Consider the following 20,825-nt stretch of genomic DNA (forward strand, 5'->3'; position numbering starts at 1 on the left):
CATCTCCTTGACTAGCAATAATCGATCGTTTAAACCTTTGATAGGTTAAATAAAAAAGAATCGCATTCCAAATCATAAGCATACCTGTATGAAGCCAAAACGGCGTATCGCTTAAGTTAAGACCGCCTTGAATGGCACCACGTAGTAGAAAAAGTGAAGAATAGACGGGAAATATCTGCATAAGTGGGTGCGACCATAGCTCAAAGTAGCTTACCAAAGGAAGATAGAGGACGATCATCACTAAGATAGCTCGCACTAAAAAGGCATTCAGGCTTTGTGTACGAACAGCGATAAAGATCCCACACATGGTAAAGAAAACACTGGTAAGCAGTAAGGCTAAGGCGAGCTGCCAGTAGGACACGGCTAACCCCATTACCACCATCACTATGATTATGCTTGTTAAAACGCTAATCAGAAAAAGCGATAGCAATTTAGCTAGAAGAAAAGGTATCAAACGAACGGGTGTAACAAACAGATAAGTAAGTAATTGTTGATGACGTTCAAGTAATAGAATAGCACCAATAAAGAAAAAACCTAATGTTGCCGGATCTGAAAAAATAATAAGAGTAGTTAAATAAGATTGAATCGATTCTGGCAATGCAAGTAGTAATACAATGTAAATAACCGTCACGAGCAAATAAGCATAGTAAAAGCCGTGACGAAATTGGAACCGAATATCCTGCTTTAATAAAGAGACAATCATGTTAGTGACCTCCCGGTAATGTCAATAAAGAGATCTTCAAGACTTGGTTGTTCGGTCTCCATTTTTAAAATTGTGTCCTGTTTTAATAGGGCTTGAAAAGCATTATTTTGATCGAGTCTAGTCATAGGAAACACTACTTTTTCTTGTTGTCCTTGATTAAGATAGGTGACAGTTAACCGTCGTTGATTGCGATTCATGATTATTTCATTAGGCCTAACAATCTGCTTTATTTCGCCATCAATAATAAAAGCAACACGATCACACAACTGCTCCGCCACCTGCATGTTATGTGTGTTTAATATAATCGTCTTGCCTTCTGCTTGTTTTTGCTTAATGAAGGTTCGTACTTTTTTTATATTGAGCGGATCCAATCCGGCTGTTGGTTCATCTAAAAAAACTAATTCAGGATCGTGTAGAAACGCTCGACAAATACTAAGCCTCATCTTCATTCCTTTAGAAAAATCACTAACCTTTTTATTTCTTGCTTCAAGTAAATCAACGGTTTCTAGCATGGATATCAGATCAATATCTTTATTTTTATAAAAAGAACGAAAAAAGTTGAGGTTTTCAAGCGCTGTGAATTTTTGATAGAAATTAGGCACCTCAAACGACACACCCATTCGTTGATAGAAATTCGAGTCAAATTGATTAGCTTCTATTCCCATTACTTTAACTGTACCTTGGTAGCCGTGCAGCACGCCAAGCAATACCTTTTGTAATGTACTTTTCCCAGCACCCGAAGGTCCTAGAACACCTAATATCTCTCCTTTTTTAACTGATAGATGAATCTGCTTTAATGCTTGATTTTCCATTCGAGGGTAAGTGTATGATAAATGTTCAACCTCAATCATCTATGACCCCTCCTTTCTTTATTGGACAAAAATTCTTTCCGCTAAACCGCTAACTAATAATTTAATCACATCATCAAAAACAGCCGCTCCAACTTCCTGTTTGTGCGCAAGCATTAGGATGACCGCACGTAAGGATGCGATAGCGACATCAACCGTTATATCTCTCCTAAGCTTTCCTTCTGCCTGCCATTGTGTAAACATCGGCGCAAAGCTAAGTGTATCATGCTGCAAATGCTCCTGAATCGCCTGATCAGGCAGGTGACGAATAAGTTCTTCAAGCTGACCTGAAAATAGTGTTTGCTTGACAAGTGGATAGGCATCTATTAATTGAATCGCTTGCTGGATCATTTCAGAAAAGCTAGCCGCATTTATTTCATTAATGTTAGCAAAGGCCTGATTTAACTGCTGATGAATCTCATGTTCATCCTGCTCAATTAATTTAAAATAGAGTACTTCCTTTGAAGGGAAGAATTTATAAAAAGAGCCCTGTGCAATATTGGCTGCCTCTGTTAACTCTTTAATACTTGTTTTTTTCAATCCTACCCTTTGAAAATAATCGCGTGCTGCCGTCATTAATTTTTTTTTAATCTGTTCAAGCTCCAAATCAGAAAAACCCCTCGGTGTCATCAAATCCCTCCAATTTATCAAATAATTTATATGAATATATTTTTATTTTATTCATATATTCATATAAAGTCAATAAAATGATGCCTAGTCAATAATAAAATGACTAGGCTTGGACTTTAACCCATATTCAACGATATGATCACTTGAATGCCCTCTGTCGTTAGTGTACCTTACTGCTAACTATATACTCACATTTTTTGTCCTCGTCATCATCCTTTAGCTTTTCTTTTGTGAAGAATAAGTAGCACAGCACCCACTAAGAGAATAGAGACCCCTGATATCAGAAAATGATAAAGAGTTGTCGCGGTATTTGGTAACCGGTAGCCTGTTTGATTCTGGTCATTTTTATCCGTTGTTCCTGTCGATGGATCATCTAAATGCTGATCATTGTTCTCTGGTGTTGAGCTTTCCATTTTGTGCTCTTGTTCAGCCACCTTTGCTTCAAGCTCGGCCATTCTTTGTAATAAATCGGTAACCAGAGACTCCCTGTCAGAATCATTAATCGTTAGTTGCTTAATGTCAATCTCAAGCTGTGCCAATAATTTTTCAAGCTCGGCAACATCTGCTCCGACCCCTTTTAATTGTTCAATTCTATTTATTATTACCGCTAGCATTTCTTTTAGCTCCGAAATTTTACTTTCAGTGTCGATATCGGCAAACACACCGTAGCTCGAAAACCCGGATACATTTAGGATAATCGTGTTGTCCTCACTATTCTTTTTACCACCTTGCCACTGCCATCGATCTGTTTCATCATTTAAGTAATAGACAGCTGCCGTATCATATTGATCCTGGTAGCCTAAAGTCAGGTTAAACGTGCCGATATAATCTTGTGAGTCCTTAGGATAGATCATCCTGATTTCTACGACATCACCCGCTTTTGTTAATTTTCTACCTGACGTAGATCTAGGTGTTGTAACTTGGTTCAAAACTTTTACTAAAATTTCGGTTCCTTTCGGTAAATCTGTTGGCATATCAATAGATATTTGCGTCTGTTTTATCCGTATTTTTTGTCCAGCACCTACCATTACGCGTTCGTTTTGATCAATCGTAAGCTCTTCTTCCTCATCAAGTGAATGAGCCAGTGTTAACACCCCAAATACTGAGGTATCTTGAAACGCATTTCCTGTTATATCATTCCATGTTGCAATACTTTGGCGAGCTCCGTCACGAGCATCATTAATTTGCATATCGAAACCAATCGTCGTGCCATGATTAGCGTTGATCGTTCTGAATGGAATTTTCACTTCAACCTGATAGCCATTCTCGGTCACTTGAGTTGCCGATTCAAACCCAGCTTCAATATCAACTGGATTAAATGAGATTTCATTGTCAAAATTCACACGATATTGGCCATCATCATCTTGATAGAAGGTTGTTTTGGCATTATTCTCATCAATAAATACTTCAATTGAATCTTGCTCCCATGGGTTTTCACTTGATTTATCAAGCTCTAAATCGTTAACCTCCATGAATACATAAAGGTGCTCATCATCCCAAAGTACTCTTGCTGTTCCATTTGCTCCTTGCCATGCCATTTGATAATGATTAATAGGTAACGCTGGTGCCTCTAGCCAAATATCATCCATGTTCCCATCAATAATTGGTGTGCCAAAGATAGCTATGCCATGATTAGGCTCTTGTTTCTCAGGCTTATGATCCTCAATAAATTGATCTGGATCAATAACTGCATAGTAAGCTGGTTTAGGTTGCAGGTTTCGATCAAATAATTGTGGATTTCGTGAGGCTCTCCAACTACTTGCATCATTTAATCCCCAGAAAGTAACACGTGAGATATGTTCAGCATGTTCTCGATAAAGCTTGAACAATTGCGCGTATAAATACCCCTGTGCAATGGCTTGTTCCTCTGTTAGGAGATAATCCTCGCCTGCTGTTACATCAAGTTCAGTTATACCAACCTCTACATCAAGGGAAATAAATTTTTCTAGTGACCGTCTTACATTTTCAGGATTTGTATGTAAATTATAATGCCCTTGCATACCAATCCCATCGATAAGTCGTTCTCCGTTATGTTCGGCTGCATAACTTTCATTAATTTCTTTTACCATGTGATAAATAGCTTCAGCTTTATTTTGGTTATCATCATTATAATCGTTGTAATAAAGCTTAATATTCCAGTCATTCTCATCAATAACTTCTCTGGCAGCTCTAAAGGCCTCAGCTAGATAATCTTCTCCAATTGCTCGATACCATCCAGATTGTCGTAGAGCCCCACGCCAATTTGATGGATTTTGGGGGTTATCATTGATCGCTTCATTGACCACATCCCAAGACATTACTTTTTCTCCATAATGCTCTACCACCGTCTTAACGTGAAGGCGCAAGTTTGCCAATGCCTCCTCTCGACTTAAAGGTTGACCATTTTCATCAGTGTGTAGCCATTCAGGAGACTGTTGATGCCAAATTAAAACATGTCCATGTACTTGCATACCCTCTGCCAAGGCACGATCAACTAAAGCATCTGATGACGTAAAATCAATTTCTCTATCGTCATTATAAACATATGCTGGTTTCATCGCATTTTCCGCTGTAACAAGGTTATAGTGCAAATTTAATTGTTCAAGTGTAGCCCCTTCAAATTGATTAAGCGAGACAGCGTTACCAATTAAGAAATAATCTTGGTAAACCTCTTTAATTGGGGGTAAGTCTGGATCAATCTCTATTCCTTCAGATTCGATCCGTTTGAAAGTAATGTCATCAAGATAGAAAGAAGCTGAACTACTGTCTGGACTTTCAATATAAATCGTCACATATTCATCGCCAGTACTATGATAACGATAGCTTCCTTCTAATTGAACCCAACCATCCGCTTCCCGAACTACTTTAGATTGAATGTTATTATAGCTAGCATTATTTCCACTACCAATCTGTGTTGACAGCTGTAGCTCTGCCGAAATAGGGGAAATCAGTTTGACCCAAGCGGAAATATAATACTCCTGTCCTTGTTCAATGAATGGATCCACCCTTAATGAAGGACCATGCCAATTCTCTGTTCTTCCTTCTATTTTTAAAGCATACGATCCGCCTTCTGTATGATTGGCTTCATCTGTTACGGTTAGTATTTCTGTCTGTGCTCTAGGTTCAAATCCACCAGTGGATTGATCTTCAAAATCAATGATAGTAAATGGCTCAGTATGTGAGTGCTCTTGGTCTACTCCACCTGTCTGATCGTCTGTGGTCACTTCAGTAATAAGCACAGACCCTAAATAGAAAGAAACTGCTTGTCCAGCTTGATTGGTATTAAGCTGTAACATGGTATCCTCATTCCGATCAGCTCTATATTGACCAGTTAGGATAAAAGGTTCTCCCGATATAAAATGAGTCTTCGCAACTAAGTTAGGGCTTGGGACCGCTTCAAGATAGACCTGAGCATGATCAGAAACATCTTGATCTGCGTCTACAAAGCCAATAATTGTAATCTGATAGGTCTCCCCCTCTTCAATTCCTATATCGTTAAAGTTAAGTCGAACGCCATCTCCCGTACTTGTCCTTTCACTAATCAAAATTGCTTCGCCATTGTCATTTCCGATAAAATTCTGTTCAGAAACCAAGTCTACCTGTGCATCACCCGTTGGTTGAATCGCACCTAGACCTGATTCAAAGGTTTCATGGTAATGTGTTACGATTTCGGTAAAATTATTTTGTGCTAAAGTTTGTGTAGGTTCTTTTGCTGCTTTAATGTCTTGAATTGATAATCCTTGCGGGATAAAAAGCAAAATAATAAACAACTTAACAACAAAGTCTTTCAACCGATTTTTCGTCATGTGAAACCTCCTAATTTATTTTTAAAATAAGGAATAAATACGTGGTCCCTTCCTCCCTTCCTCATTCAATTTCATAGCCCTTCCCATTTTATAAAACGCTTACATTTAAAGTAACCCTATCTTTTTAATAAAAACCCTTAAAAAGTATAAGTTTTTTTTATTAACCCAGAAAAAGTTAAGAATCGTTTAAAAAACCAGCATGATTCGACATACTGGTTTTAAATCATATTAAGCTATTTTCATTTGAGAACTTTTATTACGGAATGGTATTACCCTCGACATCAATCGCTCGTATTTCTATATCGTAAGGGGGATCTTGTTCAACAGTTACAACACTATACCATATCTTGTTAGCTTGTGAAAATTCTATGATGTTTACATCTTGGCTTTCACTATTCAAGATTAGTTTAAGATCACTAATATATGGAGAAAATATCTCTCCAAACATCACCAATTCATACTCGACTTCATTTCGAACATGAGTGAGATAACCAAAACTATTATGTCCTTGATCAAAACAGAAAGCACTTCCTTTCTATCTTCGCTCAAAAACACTCCCCTCCCTCTGCCACGATGACTCCAAATCATGGATACACCTTATATGACTAACAATTATGCGGCTTTATCCTTATCTTAATAAAATCGATATTCAGACGAGAATTGCCGAAAATATGTTACGGTTTTTCAAAAAATAACACAGATCATTATTTTAGAACGCTTTGTATAAGAGACATACAACATTACTGCATCAAGTAAAAAATACTTTTTCTATAAACAAAAAACCCAAGTGAAGTCACTTGAGTTTTTTGTTTGTTTATTCCGCTTTGAGTTCAATTAATGCATCAATGGCTACATCCTTTAATGCTTGTGATGCAAGCCGATCGGCTTCTCGATTTGTGTTTCGATCAATCAATTCGTAATTTGCACATAAGCCTGACTTCGCTAACAAATGGTCTATACGGTCAGCCCATTTATTTAAGGTCTGATCTAAACTAGCCCATTGCCCAGTTAGCTGATTAATCACCACTTGTGAATCCCCGCGAATACGAATCGTTTGGTGGTGTACTTCCAGGGCTGCTAATTCCTTCAGTGCTAATTCTAGAGCCGCATATTCAGCCTCATTATTTGATGTTATTTCTGTTACTCGAGCATTTTTACGCAATCGATAGCGGCGATCGTTCTGATCGTAATAGATAGAAAATCCTAGCCCGGCTAGCTTAAGATCCAGATCAAAGCCACCATCGAAATAGATGGTAATATTGTGAGGTTCTTGCTTTATTTCGGCTTGATAGCTAATCAATTCCTTCAGCGATAACTCTTGACCAAGCTGATTTTTAAGATAAAGCGACATAACGCGTCCAGTTGTCTGAAAACCTTGCGCCATTTCTATCGCTTGATTGATAGGTAAAGCTGCTGATTGGAAGTCAGCTTCAGTACCCTTTGGCGTGCAATATTTAACATGAATGGTCACTTCCATAACATCATTCCTTATTGGTAACGTTCAATGAATAATGGTGCATGATTGGCTGGTGCTTGAGATACGTGCAGATCTCAAGACATCCGTTACTCTCTTCGCCTTGATCTGCTCACTTCTGATTTCGCCCTTTTGAACACAACAATCAACTTTGCTTTAATTTAGTATAATAATCAACGATCCCTTGCGCACATATGTTTAAGTCGAATTTTATATAATCAAATACATTTGGATCACTAATATCTGATTCAACTTCTACTCGATTAAATAAGGCTTCAGCGATAGCCTCGGCTAGCGTATTATCATCGCGTTCAGGGTGTGCACTAATTATCGCCTCACTGATTCTTAAATATCGATTTAACCATTGGGATAATTGATGATAAACATGATCCGGGTAATCAGATTTTCCATAATGACCAAAATAGATAGTCTCAACATTTAAATCACGAATTCGTTTCATCGAGGCTAGCATATCATTCGGATTAAATTGATTCGGTGATGTAGAAGGAAGAATCAGCTCTGTCCCATTTGTCATCGAAATCGGATATAAAATCCCAAGTGTATCACCAGTGAACATACTATTCGTTTGATTATCGTGAATAGAGAAATGATGCTTTGCATGGCCAGGCGTGTCATAAAAGGTTAGCACTCGGTCTACGTCAATTTCCAGCGTCTCTCGATCTGCTTTTGTTATAATCCGCTCAGTTGGTACAGGTAAAACCGGGTCAAATAATTGATCAAAGCACTCGCCATAAACAGCCTTAGCCCCTTGAATTAACCGACTAGGATCATTAAGATGTCGAGCTCCTCGCGGATGGACGACTACCTTAGCATTCGGACAGGATTCAAGTAAGAGCCCAACACCTCCCGCATGATCAAGGTGAATATGTGTGACAATGATATACTCAATATCAACAGGATTAATATTTAGTTTTTCTAGCCCCCGTAGTAGATAAGGGATAGATGGACTAGCACTAGTCTCAATTAGCGTAAGTTTTTTAGCATGTAAGAGGTAGGAACCTGTACGTTCTTTTAAATTTAAATCATTTAAATCAATGAGATCAATTAAATGGGACATGTTTTAACTCCTCCTTTAAAAGCTACCTATTACCATAAGCTTACCAAAAAAGCATATCAAAAGGAAAGTTATAACCATGCTACTTACCATCTTATTTTGTTAATTTGAACAAATTCTGACTAATTATGCTTTAAGATGATACGCTCTAATCCTAATATATGGTCATTAGCATTAGAGCCCACGTTTGGCAAAAGCTAAAAACGTCGACATAACCATTGAGCTGTGCCTAAACCGTTACCGGTAATCACCTCATACATAGTCATATCGACGCTACTTCAACTAGAAAATCTTAGCTAATGTCTGGTTGGAAATCTTATTCTAACTCATCCATTTACGAACCTTTAAAATTATTAGTGATACTATTTTGTCAAGACCTGCCCAATTAAAGTTTGGCAACAATCCTCAAAGCTTTGGCTACTACCACACAGACATGGCTCTGTATTAGCTGGTAAGGGATAACCCGATGCCACTAAGGCAAGTAGCTTGTCACGTTTCATTTGCATTGCTAATTGTTTCATGCGTTTATCAGCATAGCGGTAAAGCTGTTGATAGCTTTGACAAAAATACTCTGTCTGCTGATCTTTACTAGCGTCTAGTCGATTACGGGGACAGCCGCCATGACAGAATTTAAGAAATTCACATGAGTGGCATTGTTCTGGTAAGTTAGCCTTTAAGCTAGCAAATTTATTCATATGTGGATGCTGAATGAGCTCGGCTAATGTATTGACTTTAATGTTGCCAAGACAGAAAGACTTATCCATATAAAAATCGCAAGGATAGGCATCACCATTTGACTCTAAGATGATCGTTGTAGGGCAGTTTTCGAGATGGATGCAATGCTCTGCCGTTTGATTCAAATAAACGGCTAGTAAATTGTCAAAAATCCGAATTGATTGCTGGGGCTGACCATCATTATACCAATAATCAAAGGCCTGACATAGAAAATCACCATACTGTTCAGGGGTAATGGTGAACATCCCTGGTTGATCAATTTGCTGAGCCTGAAAATCCATGCACGGAATCAATTGAATATAAGGGAAACCCTGTTTCTGGTAAAATGACATAAGTGCTTCAGCTTGGTTGACATTGCCTTCATGGATAACCGTTAAAATGTTAAAGTCCACATGTTGCTCACGAAGATACTCAATCCCCCGCATGGTTAAATCGAAACTTGCTCTTCCTGAGCGTGTAACCCGTCTCTGGTTTAATTCTTCTGGACCATCTATGCTAACACCCACTAAAAAACGTTCTTTAGCAAAAAATCTTGCCCAGTTACGATTAATTAAAGTTCCATTAGTTTGAACCGCATTTGTAGCTTGACTATATTTGCTTCGAAATTTTTTCTGTATATGTATGACCCGCTGAAAAAAATCAAGACCAGCCATTAACGGCTCCCCACCTTGCCATACAAAAGTGGCCAGACCTCTATTGATCTCCATATACTCTTTAATACATTTTTCAAGGATATCGTCATCTATTGTGGTCAACTTAGCTACTCTGCCCTGACAAGTACTGTAATAGCAATAATCACAAGCTAGATTACAAGACTCCGATACCGTTTTCCACATGATACTGGCAATCCGCTTCGGAACATGACCAAGCGTTTGAGTCATGATAATCATCCTTTCTTAATAAGTAACGAGCTAACGCGTTCAAAAGAGCCGGATTAGAAGCAAGCAGTTCGAGGCGGCGACGGATGAGCAACGGAGTGTATGCCTTTAGATACACGAGTAGCGCAAGCACTAGCCAACAATGAAATGCGCAGCTTATCATTCGGTGATTTTTGAACACCCTTAGAAAAACCTACGAACAAGAAATATCGCCATACGTTTCTTCAACCGAAAAGTTTAACAGTATGGCGATATTTACAAACAACAAGATAACCAAAATAGAATAAACAAATGTGAGTGTGTAAGGACTAAGCCTTTAATAGTTGAGCAATTTCTCTTGCCTGCTTCGTAGCACTCCTATCACTTAATAATAGAGAGGCATATCTTTGTCATACCGGTTCAGCTTTTGGGTAAACCTTAATGTAGTTAAATGCGGTCTAGTAATTGCACTGCCAACAACCACTGCATATGCACCTAGATACATACTCTCAATTGCTTCTTCCGGTGTATGGATTTTACCCTCCATTAGGACATGAGCTTGTCCTTTTACCGCTTTAACAATACGGGCAAGCATTTTAAAATCTGGATGCTCGGTTGACTTCGCTTCCGGATCAAAGCGATACAATGTTGGAGCGACTAACTCTGCACCTGCCTCAATTGCTAATCGAGCGTCTTGATCATTTCGAATATCAGCAAGTACCAGTATTTCAGGGTAGTGTTGTTTAATTTGCTCGATTAACTGATAGGCTTTAGAACCTGATCGATTCATTCGATCAGTTGCATCAACAGCTACAATATCAGCACCCGCTTCAATAACAGCTTTAGCAGCCTCAAGTGTCGGGGTAATAAAAACGGGTGAAGATGGATCGTGCTGCTTCCAAAGTCCGATAATCGGCAAATTGGTAAGTGGTCTTACTGCCTTAATATTTTCCGGCTTGTCTAGCCTTAGGCCAGCTGCTCCTCCCCAGATTGCTGACTCCGCCATTTTTTCAATAATGCCCGGCAAATAAATGGGATCATCCTTTTTTGCTTGACAGGAGACGATTAAGCCTCCTTCTAACTGCTTTAAAATCTCTTGTTGTCTAACTGATAACTTGTCCATCATCATTCACCTCTTCCTTATTTACACTCGGGTAAACTATATTTCGCCCGGTTGCATAAAGTCATTGGGATTTTTCGAGCTAGGATTATAGTCTTCTTTTTTATTTACTTTCCATTCTTCTTGAACTTTGAAATGGCCTTCTAGTAAAGGATCATTGGTTTGTTGCTGATGCTCTAACAATTTAGTTCTAAGTGTTTCAGCTATTTCTTGATATTGAGGGTCATTGATGACATTATTTTTTTCACTCGGGTCGTAAAATAAATCATAAAGGGCCTCTTCAGGCTTAGTGACTTGTTCTAAGTCATGCTCTTGATAAAACGCCTTACTTATTGAATTATCAATATTGGTTCGATTAACCTTTAGATAAGATTGATCATAGTATTTTATAAACTTATACCTTTTTGTTCTGACACTCCGGGCCGGTTCATACGAGGTATGATAATTAATCTCTGAAAACACAAATTCTCGTCCTGATAAATCCTCTTGTTCAAACATCTTAGCAAATGACTCACCTTGTAAGTAGTCAGGCTTAGCTAAGCCAACTAAATCACACAGTGTAGGAAAAACATCGATCTGTGAAACTAAGCCTTCAATTTCTTCACCAATCATTTGGCTATTTGGTACACGCATGATCAACGAAACACCAATACCTGTATCAAATAAACTACATTTACTAAAAGGAAATGCGATACCATGATCGGTTGTGAAGATTATAATTGATTGATCATAATAGCCTGATTGCTTGATCGCTTCAATGACAAGCTTAAATGATTCATCGAACCATGTTGCTGATTTTAAATAGCCGGTATAATCCTCGCGTACAGCACGTTCCTTAGCTAGTGGATCTGGCGGCATCACATACTTAGCATCAATTGATTGCTTATTTTTATGACTTTCACTTGGAAACTTACGATGTGTAGAAAAGAGACCATAGGATAAAAAGAAAGGTTGATCATTATTGTAATTTTCTAGCCACTCTTTAACATTAAGCGCATTTTGATAATCCCATTCTACTAATTCTTCTTCCTTCAAATTTGTATTATCCGCACTGATATCCTCGTGATAACCAATGACTTTTGCTCCTTGTTCGTGATCAATGTAGCTACCCGCTTCATGTTGGATACCTGATAAAACCGTATAATAATCATTTTTCTTCAAAAAATTGACGAGGTGTTGATTATAATCATGGAGCTTAAAGCCACGTTGTGATAAACCATACATTCCATTGCTGTGCGGGTACATCCCTGTTAATAAACCAGCTCGACTTGGGGAACAGGTTGGACCCACACAATAGGCTTCACGGAATATAGTCGCATCTTTAGTAAAACTCTCTAACGCTTGGGTTGGTACATTATATCCGTATGGACTTAGCACTTTTCCACTATCATGTGTATGAATATAAATAATATTTTTCTTCAAAAGCTTGCACCCCTTACTAAAAGGACAGAAGTGCCCTATCTTGAATCATTTAATAGAACGACTCCTGTACTGAGTTATTTTTGTTTCAAGTGCTCAATATTTTGTTGATCAACATATTCATCAATATCATTGCGAATCACATTTACCTTAGGACCGTAAATAACTTGAATGGCTTTACCTCTTACGACCGTATTCATTGCACCCGTTTCCTTTAACAGGTCAGCATTAATCTGATCTGGTTTCTTAACAGATACACGGAGTCTTGTGGCGCAATTATCAATATCTGTAATATTGTCAAACCCACCTAATCCTTCAATAATCTGTTGAGCTTGTCCAGATTCATATTGAACGTGATGCTTTTTCTCCTCATCGGTAATTTCCTCATCATCACGACCTGGTGTTTTGGCTTTTAATTTAATGATTAGTGTCTTAAATACAAAGTAATAGACAAACAAGACTGGAATGGACAAAAGAATAACCCATAAATAATTGGTCTTATCATTACCTTGGAAAACACCGAACAATAAGAATTCAACGAGTCCAGCAGAAAATGTTGAACCAATTGTAATATTGAACAAGCTTGCCAAAACAAAAGTTAATGCAAATAAAATAGCTTCGGCAACAAATAAAATCGGAGAGGCAAACAATAGTGCAAAGGATATCGGTTCAGTTACTCCAGTAATAAAGGCAGTTAACCCAATTGAAATTAAGAATCCTGAGGTAGCTTTTCTTTTGGGACCAGCTGGAATTGAACGATACATCGCTAAAACAATCCCAATCATCCCTGCCATCATGTGAAAATAACGCCCACTATTAAATAGTGCAATATTGCCAAAAAACTGAGTTGTATTCGGATCTGACAGCTGTGCTAAAAAGATATTTTGAAATCCTTCATACACAACGCCACCTACCTCTAACGTACCACCTGCTGCTGTTGTCCAGAATGGTAAATAAAAGACATGATGCAAACCGAATAAATAGAGCGTTCTTAGCATTAATCCATATAAAAAAGCTCCTAATGTTCCTAAGCCTGTCGCGAATTCGCCAAAGTTCGAAATAGCTTGACCAATAAACGGCCAAACAATGAACATCACCGCACCGACGATAAGAAAAATAAATGTGTTTAAAATCGGAACAAAACGAGAGCCGCCAAAGAAAGCCAAGAACTCAGGTAATTTAATATTATAAAAGCGATTATGGACAAGGCCGGTAATAATCCCAGCTAAAATGCCACCAAAAACACCCATTTGCAGAGTCATAATCCCAAACTGAGCGCCTTGCCCAACCAGACGTGGATCCATATCTCCACTTGCTAATTGTCCTGTAATATCTAATAAAGCATTAATGGTAATAATTAAAACAAAATACCCGATCACACTAGCTAAGCCAGCAGAACCCTTCTCTCTACGTGCGAGACCCACTGCAATCCCAATAGCAAAAATTAACGGCAATGCATTAAAAACACCTGATCCCGCTGCGTTCATAATACTTAGGATGGCTTGAAGCACCGTATTATCTAAAAATGGATAGGCTTGGATAACCGCATCGCCTGACAATGCAGCAGAGACCCCTAGTAACAATCCGGCTACTGGTAGGACAGCAACAGGTAATAAGATAGCCTTTCCTAACCTCTGACCAAACTCAACAAGTTTATCTTTCATCATTAACCCTTCCTTTCTAGCTTATATTATGTCTGCATAAGGGTAATTGAATACGTGAAAACTAGATCAATTTTTGCGCGCTTAATTGTTATCGTTTTCATAAATAGGTTATCATGTTTTTATTAATATGTAAATACAAATTTTTAAATATTTTATTTTTCTAAAAATTAAATATCGAAAAATATGTTTATTTACGAGGATTAAAATGTATTATCATTTAATTAAATGACAATACATGAAGAGAAACTTTGTTCAGTGGGGGTTTCGACGCATCCGATGTGCTCGTGCAGACGTGGAGCCACGATGCCGCGAACTTAGTCAGCTTCCTCTCTCCCACATTAAACGTCAGTTGAGCCAAGCAGGCCGTTACTGGCTGTTGGATCTCCCACCTAGACATGACGTGTTCCCTTATTTCTTGAAGGGGGAGTCTTACAAAAGCCCTTCGATGGGGCGAGTAATCGCAGCCCCAGCCAGTTACACTGCGATAAACGAATGGCTTAGTCTTGATTTGTGCAGATTGCTCCTTAAAAACAGAGGATAGTGGGCTGTGATAGACCCGAAACCCCTCAATGCTCAACTCGTCCCCACACCTCGTCAAGCTGAATAACGAAAACCAAGCAAAAAGCTAGGCGGTTAGAATCGAGCATACAAATAAGATGGTTTTAACCATCAAAACTACGGACTAACTTTACAACAAGTGGCTAACTGGTATGCATAAAATCCCCAACATGTAAATTCGTCAGGAAGAATTTACATGGAGATCGTTCAAAGCTTAACCTGCTTATAGTTACTCGGAGTCATACCTTCGAACTTCCGGAAAAATCTGTTTAAACTTTGCGGATTATTATAACCTACTTCAGATGCAATTTGTGCAATCGTTAAATTTGATTCTGCAAGCATTTGTTTGGCTTTCTCTATTCTACGAAGATTAAGGTGCTCGATTAAACTTTGACCCGTCATTTCGTAAATGATTTTTCGCATATATGAGTAGCTGATGCCAATATCCTCTGCCATCTCTTCAAAATCAATTTCTTCACAATAATGCCGATCTAAGTAGTTGAGGATACGCTCACCATAATCATTAGACTGGATCTTTTGTTTCTTAAGATATTGCATCATACCTTCAAAAAAAATAGCGAAGGCAATTTTCAAGCTCATCTAATGTATCAATCGAAGCGAGCGAAGTATAAATATTAATTCTACCTGCAAAAATTCTTTCTGTACTGATATTATTTTCTCTAAGATGTTTAATACAAATCCCTACTAGCTGATGGTAAATAAATAAAATATTATCATAGGAAACATACTCAGCTGAACGAATCTCATGACTGATTACTTCCAATTCTTTAATGATACGATTGAGGTCACCATTATCGATAAAATTGAGTATACGCCTCTCGCTATTGAGCGGATAGATATATTTTTTATCATAATCTTTTTTCTCACTCCAATAAGTTATGCCACCGCTTCCTTTAATCATACGGTGCTTGATGACCTCTAGTGCCTCATCAAAGCAAACAGACACCCTTTCCGTAGCCGCTTTGGGGCTACTAACGCCGATCGTCACAGTATGAGTCAAAATTTGCTCCGCTCTGTTCATTATTTTTTTTAGTGCAGTATGAATTTCGGAATCGATCTCACTCGTTTCAGATCGATCATAATTGATGACGATAACAAAACAACCATCTCCTTGATTGATACATCGTGCCACGATATGATCTGGAAACAATCGATCACATGCCGAGGTAAAAAGATAAATATGGTAACTGCGAGTTTCAGGATTATATTTGTTAAGATAGTGCCTATATTGATCAATTGAGGTAACCGCAACAAGAAAGCAAGTGGCAGGAAACATTTCAGTCACACGTGAAGACCATTCACCTTGCAGTAAATTATGAATGGCAAGACTATCTGAATCATGCTCTCGTATATTTAACATCCTCTGAAGATCTTCTTCTTTTTCTTGCATCTTCCTAAACGCGATCTCTAGAAAAGCCAGTTCATTCCTTCCTTTGATGCCTAAATTAGTACGCAAACTCAAATTTTGAACTAAATCCCTTAATGGTTTGGATAACCATATAGCCAGAAAAATCGTTAAGATGATTCCTATTAAAATAATAAAAACAGTAAGCAAAACAATACTTCTCTGCAGGCTATGCGTGGTCATCATCAACTCACTAACTGAATAAATCCCCACATTTATCCACTCTGATTTCTTGGAACGAGACCAAGTATAAAGCAACCGTTCTCCATTAAGTTCTCGGAACATATAGCCTTCCATGAGGCTATTCTCAAATATTTCACTTATGTATGGTTCATTTGTGCCATCCTTTAATAGATAGTTCTTATCACTGTGAGAGATTATCGTACCATTAGCTTTCATGATCAAATACTCTTGTTTACTTGTGTCAGATGATCGGAAATAATTTTCAAATTCACTTTCCATTAAATTGACAACAATTGTCCCACTCGTATTTGTGGATAGTTGATTAAGTGGTAGTACATAGGAAATGACACTCACCCCGGAATCAAGCTTACGTGGATACCATACGCCCCTTATCCCTCTTCGCTCAGTAAGGGCATCCTCTATCCAGTCAATCGATTCATATCTCTCTAAATTCGTTATCCCCTTATCGGTTGTTACGACATAATCAGATTCATTTAGATAAAAAAAGATCGAGTACACCCCATCTCCCCAGCTCTTCAATTGCATTAGTTTACTTAGTACAAGACGCGCATCGAGTACATGCTGAAAATTTGAATTTAATTCTGAATAGCTTTTGTATGAATGAATTTGATCGAAGATGTTTGTGCCAGTAAGGGCTACGGTATTTTGAGATAAATTGTTCATCGCATTTTCGGAAAGCATTCGATTGGCATTTAGTTCGGCTAAAGAAGACTCTGCAATGGCGCTTTCTGAGTTCCGCACGATTTGTTCTCCACTATACCAGGTTAAGATAGCAATTGGGATAGCCATAATGCAGAACAGGATAACAATCAATTGTAACATTAGTGGAAGTCGATTCATATCAAGCCCCTTCCTAATAAAATCAAATGCACCTTGGCGTATTTGTGCCCAGAGTTTATCGAGCAAAGCTCGATAAAGTGAAACTTCGTTCAGTGGTTTTCGACGCATAGAGTGTGCTCGTGCAGACGTTGCGACACGACGTCGCGAACTTAGTCAGCTTCCTCTCACCCCCACTGAACGTTAGTTGAACCAATCGGGCCGTTACCGACTGTTGGATCTCCCACTTAGACATAATTGTGTTCACTTATTTCTTGTAGTGGGAGGCTTACAAAAGCCCTTCGATGGGGCGAATAATCGCAGCCCTAGCCAGTTACACTGCGATAAAATGGTAGACTTCTGCTAAAGATTTTAAAGCGCTTACATTATATTGATACAATCATTTTATTTATAATTTATTTACTGTTTTGTCTATTTATACTTAATATTCATCTTGCAAGTCCTCCCTAAAAGTATTTGTTACAGCGACGAATGAGAAGCATCCTGGTCAGTCATCAGCAAACGGATCATAGCCATTTTACACAAGTAGCACGAACACAACCAACCATGAGATGCGACACTTATCCTTTAGGGATTTTTAAGCATCCTCTTAAACCCCATTAATATGATAGTTTACCTAGATACCTTAGTAAACGATCAATATTGATTCTCTTTGTCATAAATGATACATCATTACCTATAGTCCAATGATAGACTGGTTAGAGATGTTACATAAAAAAAGCAAGCCTGATCAAAGCCAGCTTGCTTTTTCCTATTTACCCCTAACAGATTGATATTGATATTCATCACCGTTTAAAATCAGCTCAGTATAGTCAAGGAGTTGACCATTTGATAAATACGTTGAATTCAACACCTTCAGCACCGGTGTAGAAGGATCACAACCAAAATACTTCACCACTTCTTCCGAAGGCATAATTGGGACAACAATGTGATGCGAGTGATCGATGGTTTCTTGTGTTGACTCTTCTATAAAGCGATATTTCGACTTGCTCATTTTATCATAAGAAAGATTCGGATAGACCTTTACGTCCATATAGTTCGTCTCTAGCATCATTGGCACGTCATCTGCTTTTCTAAGTCGTTTAATAAAATAAATGGGTTCACCTTTGTTAATCGATAGCTTTTTAGCAATATCGTCATTGGCCGGAGTAACCTTGAATTCAATAATTTCGGTAGAAGCTTGCTTGCCTGATTCACGCATTTCCTCTGTAAAGCTTTTAATATTTGTTGACCTTTCCACAACTTTTTGATTCGTGACAAAGGTTCCACTTCCCTGACTTCTAGATAAGAAACCTTTAGCAACTAAGTTATTGGTCGCCTGCCGAACTGTTACACGACTGACCTTAAACTTATCAATTAATTCCTGCTCAGTTTCAATTGGACTACCTTTTTGATATTCCCCGCCTTTTATTTTTTGTAGAATATAATCTTCTATTATTTTATATTTAGGGATTTTTTTTGGTTTTGCCATTACCCCAAACCTCCAAATCAAAATGTATTCAAACTGTCTAGATTTATTATAACAAATGTTATCCATGTTCAGTCTGAATATTTTAGGTCTCTATGTATCGAAATAGTGAACAAAAAATTAAGCAAGAACTTGCAAAATAATGCCAGGTTTAATGGTCTTTTAGTTAAGTAAACCATCGATCATTTGCTTTAGATAAACGAGCACTTTATAATGAGCTTATTAGCAAAAGACAATAGCTTAGTTAAGCCAACCAGCATTAATACAGGCACGATCAAAGACTTGATAATTAAAGGCAATCTATTGATTGCAAACCTAGCATCCATGAAGATAAGCTAATCGTTATTGATTTGTTCAGCTAGACAAGAGCAGCTTAACAACCATTGAGGTGATTGATGTTGAAAATCTATGCCATTGAGAATTTACCCAAAAATAAGATGATAGAATTTTTCAAGCTTCATTGGGGAAGTCCAGAAATGGTTATTTCCAGTGGAGTTTATGATTGTAGTACCCTAGATGGCTTTGCAGTTGTAAACGAAGAAGTCGAAATAATCGGCTTGATCACTTACATAATGAGAACTAACGAATGTGAGATCATATCATTAGATAGTGTTGATAAAGGTAAAGGAAAAGGTACAGCCTTAGTTCAAGAAGTAGAAAAGCTTGCAATGAAGAAGAAGTGTACACGCATTAAAGTTATAACAACTAACGATAACCTATTAGCATTAAAGTTTTATCAAAAAAGAGGTTTTTTTATCTCCAAAATTATCAATCATGCCGTTGAGAAAGCAAGAGCGTTAAAACCAGAGATACCCTTAATTGGTTATGATGGTATCCCTATTAGAGATGAACTTGTATTGATCAAGCCATTGAATGAACGTGGATTGGGCTAGATTAGTAATCATTAATATTGAAACTATGGTAAAACATTCAGCTCAGCTCTACATGAAAACTAGAGCTGCTATCGCCTCAGGAGATGAAGGCTTCAACATAGACAAACCATGAACAAAATAGCTTGATATATTTCAACAAATTTCAGATATTTGATCTGCTCATGGATCAATGTCTTATTTTCCTCAATTATATTCGGGTTTACTTTACTATATCTCCAGTCGTTATTCTGATGATTTTAACGTTAATAGACGAGAATACTCTACCCTATTAAGTAAGCTGGAGTATTCTCATCTTCTATAACACGAGCTATCATTAATTAGCTAGCCCCGCATACACCAAAAGATTATAAGCATTAAGAAAAATAATTCCGACAATAAGGGTGTTAAAAATTAGCTCTACATGTCTCACCGTTAACCAAATCCTTAGCCGTGAACCTAGTAAACCACCTGTTATTCCCCCAACGATCATAACTGGGAGCATCGTTAAATGATAGTCAGAAACATCCGTTGTAAAAAACACGACAAGCATCCCGGATAGTTGGGCGAAGAAAATAATAAAGATGGAGTTAAGTGCAGCAGCTTTGGCATCCATTGAAAATAACCAACTCAAAATCGCAACATTTAATGGTCCGCCGCCAATCCCTAGAAATGCAGCAGCTAGCCCCAAAGTCAAGCCAACCATGAGAATCACGAGTGGATGTTTAATCTGATAGGTTTTAAAGTTTTGCCGGTATTTAATAAAAATAAAAATAATTACTAAAATGACAATCAACAAAGACGACTGAATCCAGCCGACATGTTGAGATAATTGTACACTTGTAAAAATACGATTAAAGATACTTTTACCTAACGTTCCACCGATAACTGAACCTATGGCAATTAAAAAGCTTTGAACACGTTTAACTTGTTGTCCCTGTTTGTTCGAGCTAATTAACGATACACTCGACATAGCCAATACACAGGCCCCTGATAAGACACCAATACTAGCCAAATCATAGTGACCAAAGAAGTCCAGCACAGGTTTAAGGATGACACCACCGCTTAAACCCGCCATGGCACCAGCAAAAGTAGCTAAAAATCCAATTAAAAGATAGATAACAAACATTAACAGTCCCCCTTGTCAACAATC

Annotated in this window: 16 protein-coding genes; 1 reads left to right on the top strand and 15 read right to left on the bottom strand. The window is 37.9% G+C overall.

Annotated elements, in window-relative coordinates:
- The 14 genes from ASE01S_RS12320 to ASE01S_RS12380 all read right to left on the bottom strand — a co-directional run.
- Window positions 1-703: fluoroquinolone export ABC transporter permease subunit (locus ASE01S_RS12320; protein ID WP_067842801.1), on the bottom strand; the 703-nt coding region annotated here is incomplete at its 3' end.
- Window positions 700-1,554, bottom strand: a complete 855-nt coding sequence (locus ASE01S_RS12325; RefSeq protein WP_067842804.1) for an ABC transporter ATP-binding protein — start codon at window positions 1,552-1,554, stop codon at window positions 700-702. The genes ASE01S_RS12320 and ASE01S_RS12325, both read right to left, overlap by 4 nt.
- Window positions 1,555-1,572: 18 nt before the next feature.
- Entirely contained in the window at window positions 1,573-2,181 is a 609-nt protein-coding gene (locus ASE01S_RS12330) for a TetR/AcrR family transcriptional regulator (RefSeq protein WP_067842808.1), read from the bottom strand.
- Window positions 2,182-2,390: 209 nt separating this feature from the next.
- The gene (locus ASE01S_RS12335; protein WP_067842811.1) at window positions 2,391-5,966 is read right to left on the bottom strand and encodes an endo-1,4-beta-xylanase; all 3,576 of its coding nucleotides are present in this window, start codon (window positions 5,964-5,966) and stop codon (window positions 2,391-2,393) included.
- 256 nt (window positions 5,967-6,222) lie between these two features.
- Window positions 6,223-6,414 carry a hypothetical protein gene (locus ASE01S_RS12340; protein WP_067842814.1) on the bottom strand — a complete coding sequence of 64 codons (192 nt, stop codon included), beginning with the start codon at window positions 6,412-6,414 and terminating at the stop codon, window positions 6,223-6,225.
- Between the two features lie 366 nt (window positions 6,415-6,780).
- Entirely contained in the window at window positions 6,781-7,443 is a 663-nt protein-coding gene (locus tag ASE01S_RS12345) for a reverse transcriptase-like protein (protein ID WP_067842816.1), read from the bottom strand.
- A gap of 142 nt (window positions 7,444-7,585) precedes the next feature.
- Window positions 7,586-8,518, bottom strand: coding sequence for an MBL fold metallo-hydrolase (locus tag ASE01S_RS12350; RefSeq protein ID WP_067842819.1), 933 nt, complete (start codon window positions 8,516-8,518; stop codon window positions 7,586-7,588).
- A gap of 359 nt (window positions 8,519-8,877) precedes the next feature.
- Window positions 8,878-10,131 carry an anaerobic sulfatase maturase gene (locus ASE01S_RS12355; protein ID WP_157065213.1) on the bottom strand — a complete coding sequence of 418 codons (1,254 nt, stop codon included), beginning with the start codon at window positions 10,129-10,131 and terminating at the stop codon, window positions 8,878-8,880.
- Between the two features lie 361 nt (window positions 10,132-10,492).
- Window positions 10,493-11,230 carry an N-acetylmannosamine-6-phosphate 2-epimerase gene (locus tag ASE01S_RS12360; protein WP_067842892.1) on the bottom strand — a complete coding sequence of 246 codons (738 nt, stop codon included), beginning with the start codon at window positions 11,228-11,230 and terminating at the stop codon, window positions 10,493-10,495.
- A 36-nt stretch (window positions 11,231-11,266) separates the two neighbouring features.
- Window positions 11,267-12,649, bottom strand: coding sequence for a sulfatase family protein (locus tag ASE01S_RS12365; RefSeq protein ID WP_067842826.1), 1,383 nt, complete (start codon window positions 12,647-12,649; stop codon window positions 11,267-11,269).
- Window positions 12,650-12,723: 74 nt separating this feature from the next.
- Window positions 12,724-14,310, bottom strand: a complete 1,587-nt coding sequence (locus ASE01S_RS12370; protein ID WP_067842829.1) for a PTS transporter subunit EIIC — start codon at window positions 14,308-14,310, stop codon at window positions 12,724-12,726.
- Between the two features lie 765 nt (window positions 14,311-15,075).
- Window positions 15,076-15,468 (bottom strand): helix-turn-helix domain-containing protein, encoded by a 393-nt coding sequence (locus ASE01S_RS16230; protein ID WP_245630376.1) that lies wholly within the window; start codon window positions 15,466-15,468, stop codon window positions 15,076-15,078.
- Window positions 15,434-17,446 (bottom strand): cache domain-containing protein, encoded by a 2,013-nt coding sequence (locus ASE01S_RS12375; RefSeq protein ID WP_245630377.1) that lies wholly within the window; start codon window positions 17,444-17,446, stop codon window positions 15,434-15,436. The genes ASE01S_RS16230 and ASE01S_RS12375 overlap by 35 nt, the downstream gene beginning before the upstream one ends.
- 640 nt (window positions 17,447-18,086) lie before the next feature.
- A complete protein-coding gene (locus ASE01S_RS12380) occupies window positions 18,087-18,806 on the bottom strand; it encodes a GntR family transcriptional regulator (protein ID WP_067842832.1) in 720 nt (239 codons plus the stop codon).
- A gap of 395 nt (window positions 18,807-19,201) precedes the next feature.
- Between ASE01S_RS12380 and ASE01S_RS12385 the strand changes: the two genes are divergently transcribed.
- Complete coding sequence (locus ASE01S_RS12385; RefSeq protein WP_157065215.1) at window positions 19,202-19,696, top strand: GNAT family N-acetyltransferase; 495 nt, start codon at window positions 19,202-19,204, stop codon at window positions 19,694-19,696.
- A gap of 313 nt (window positions 19,697-20,009) precedes the next feature.
- On the opposite strand, the gene ASE01S_RS12390 is transcribed toward ASE01S_RS12385, so the two are convergent.
- The gene (locus tag ASE01S_RS12390; protein ID WP_067842839.1) at window positions 20,010-20,801 is read right to left on the bottom strand and encodes a sulfite exporter TauE/SafE family protein; all 792 of its coding nucleotides are present in this window, start codon (window positions 20,799-20,801) and stop codon (window positions 20,010-20,012) included.
- Window positions 20,802-20,825 lie beyond the last annotated feature (24 nt).

The sequence above is a fragment of the Amphibacillus sediminis NBRC 103570 genome, assembly GCF_001552275.1.
In the GTDB taxonomy this organism is placed as follows: domain Bacteria; phylum Bacillota; class Bacilli; order Bacillales; family Amphibacillaceae; genus Amphibacillus_B; species Amphibacillus_B sediminis.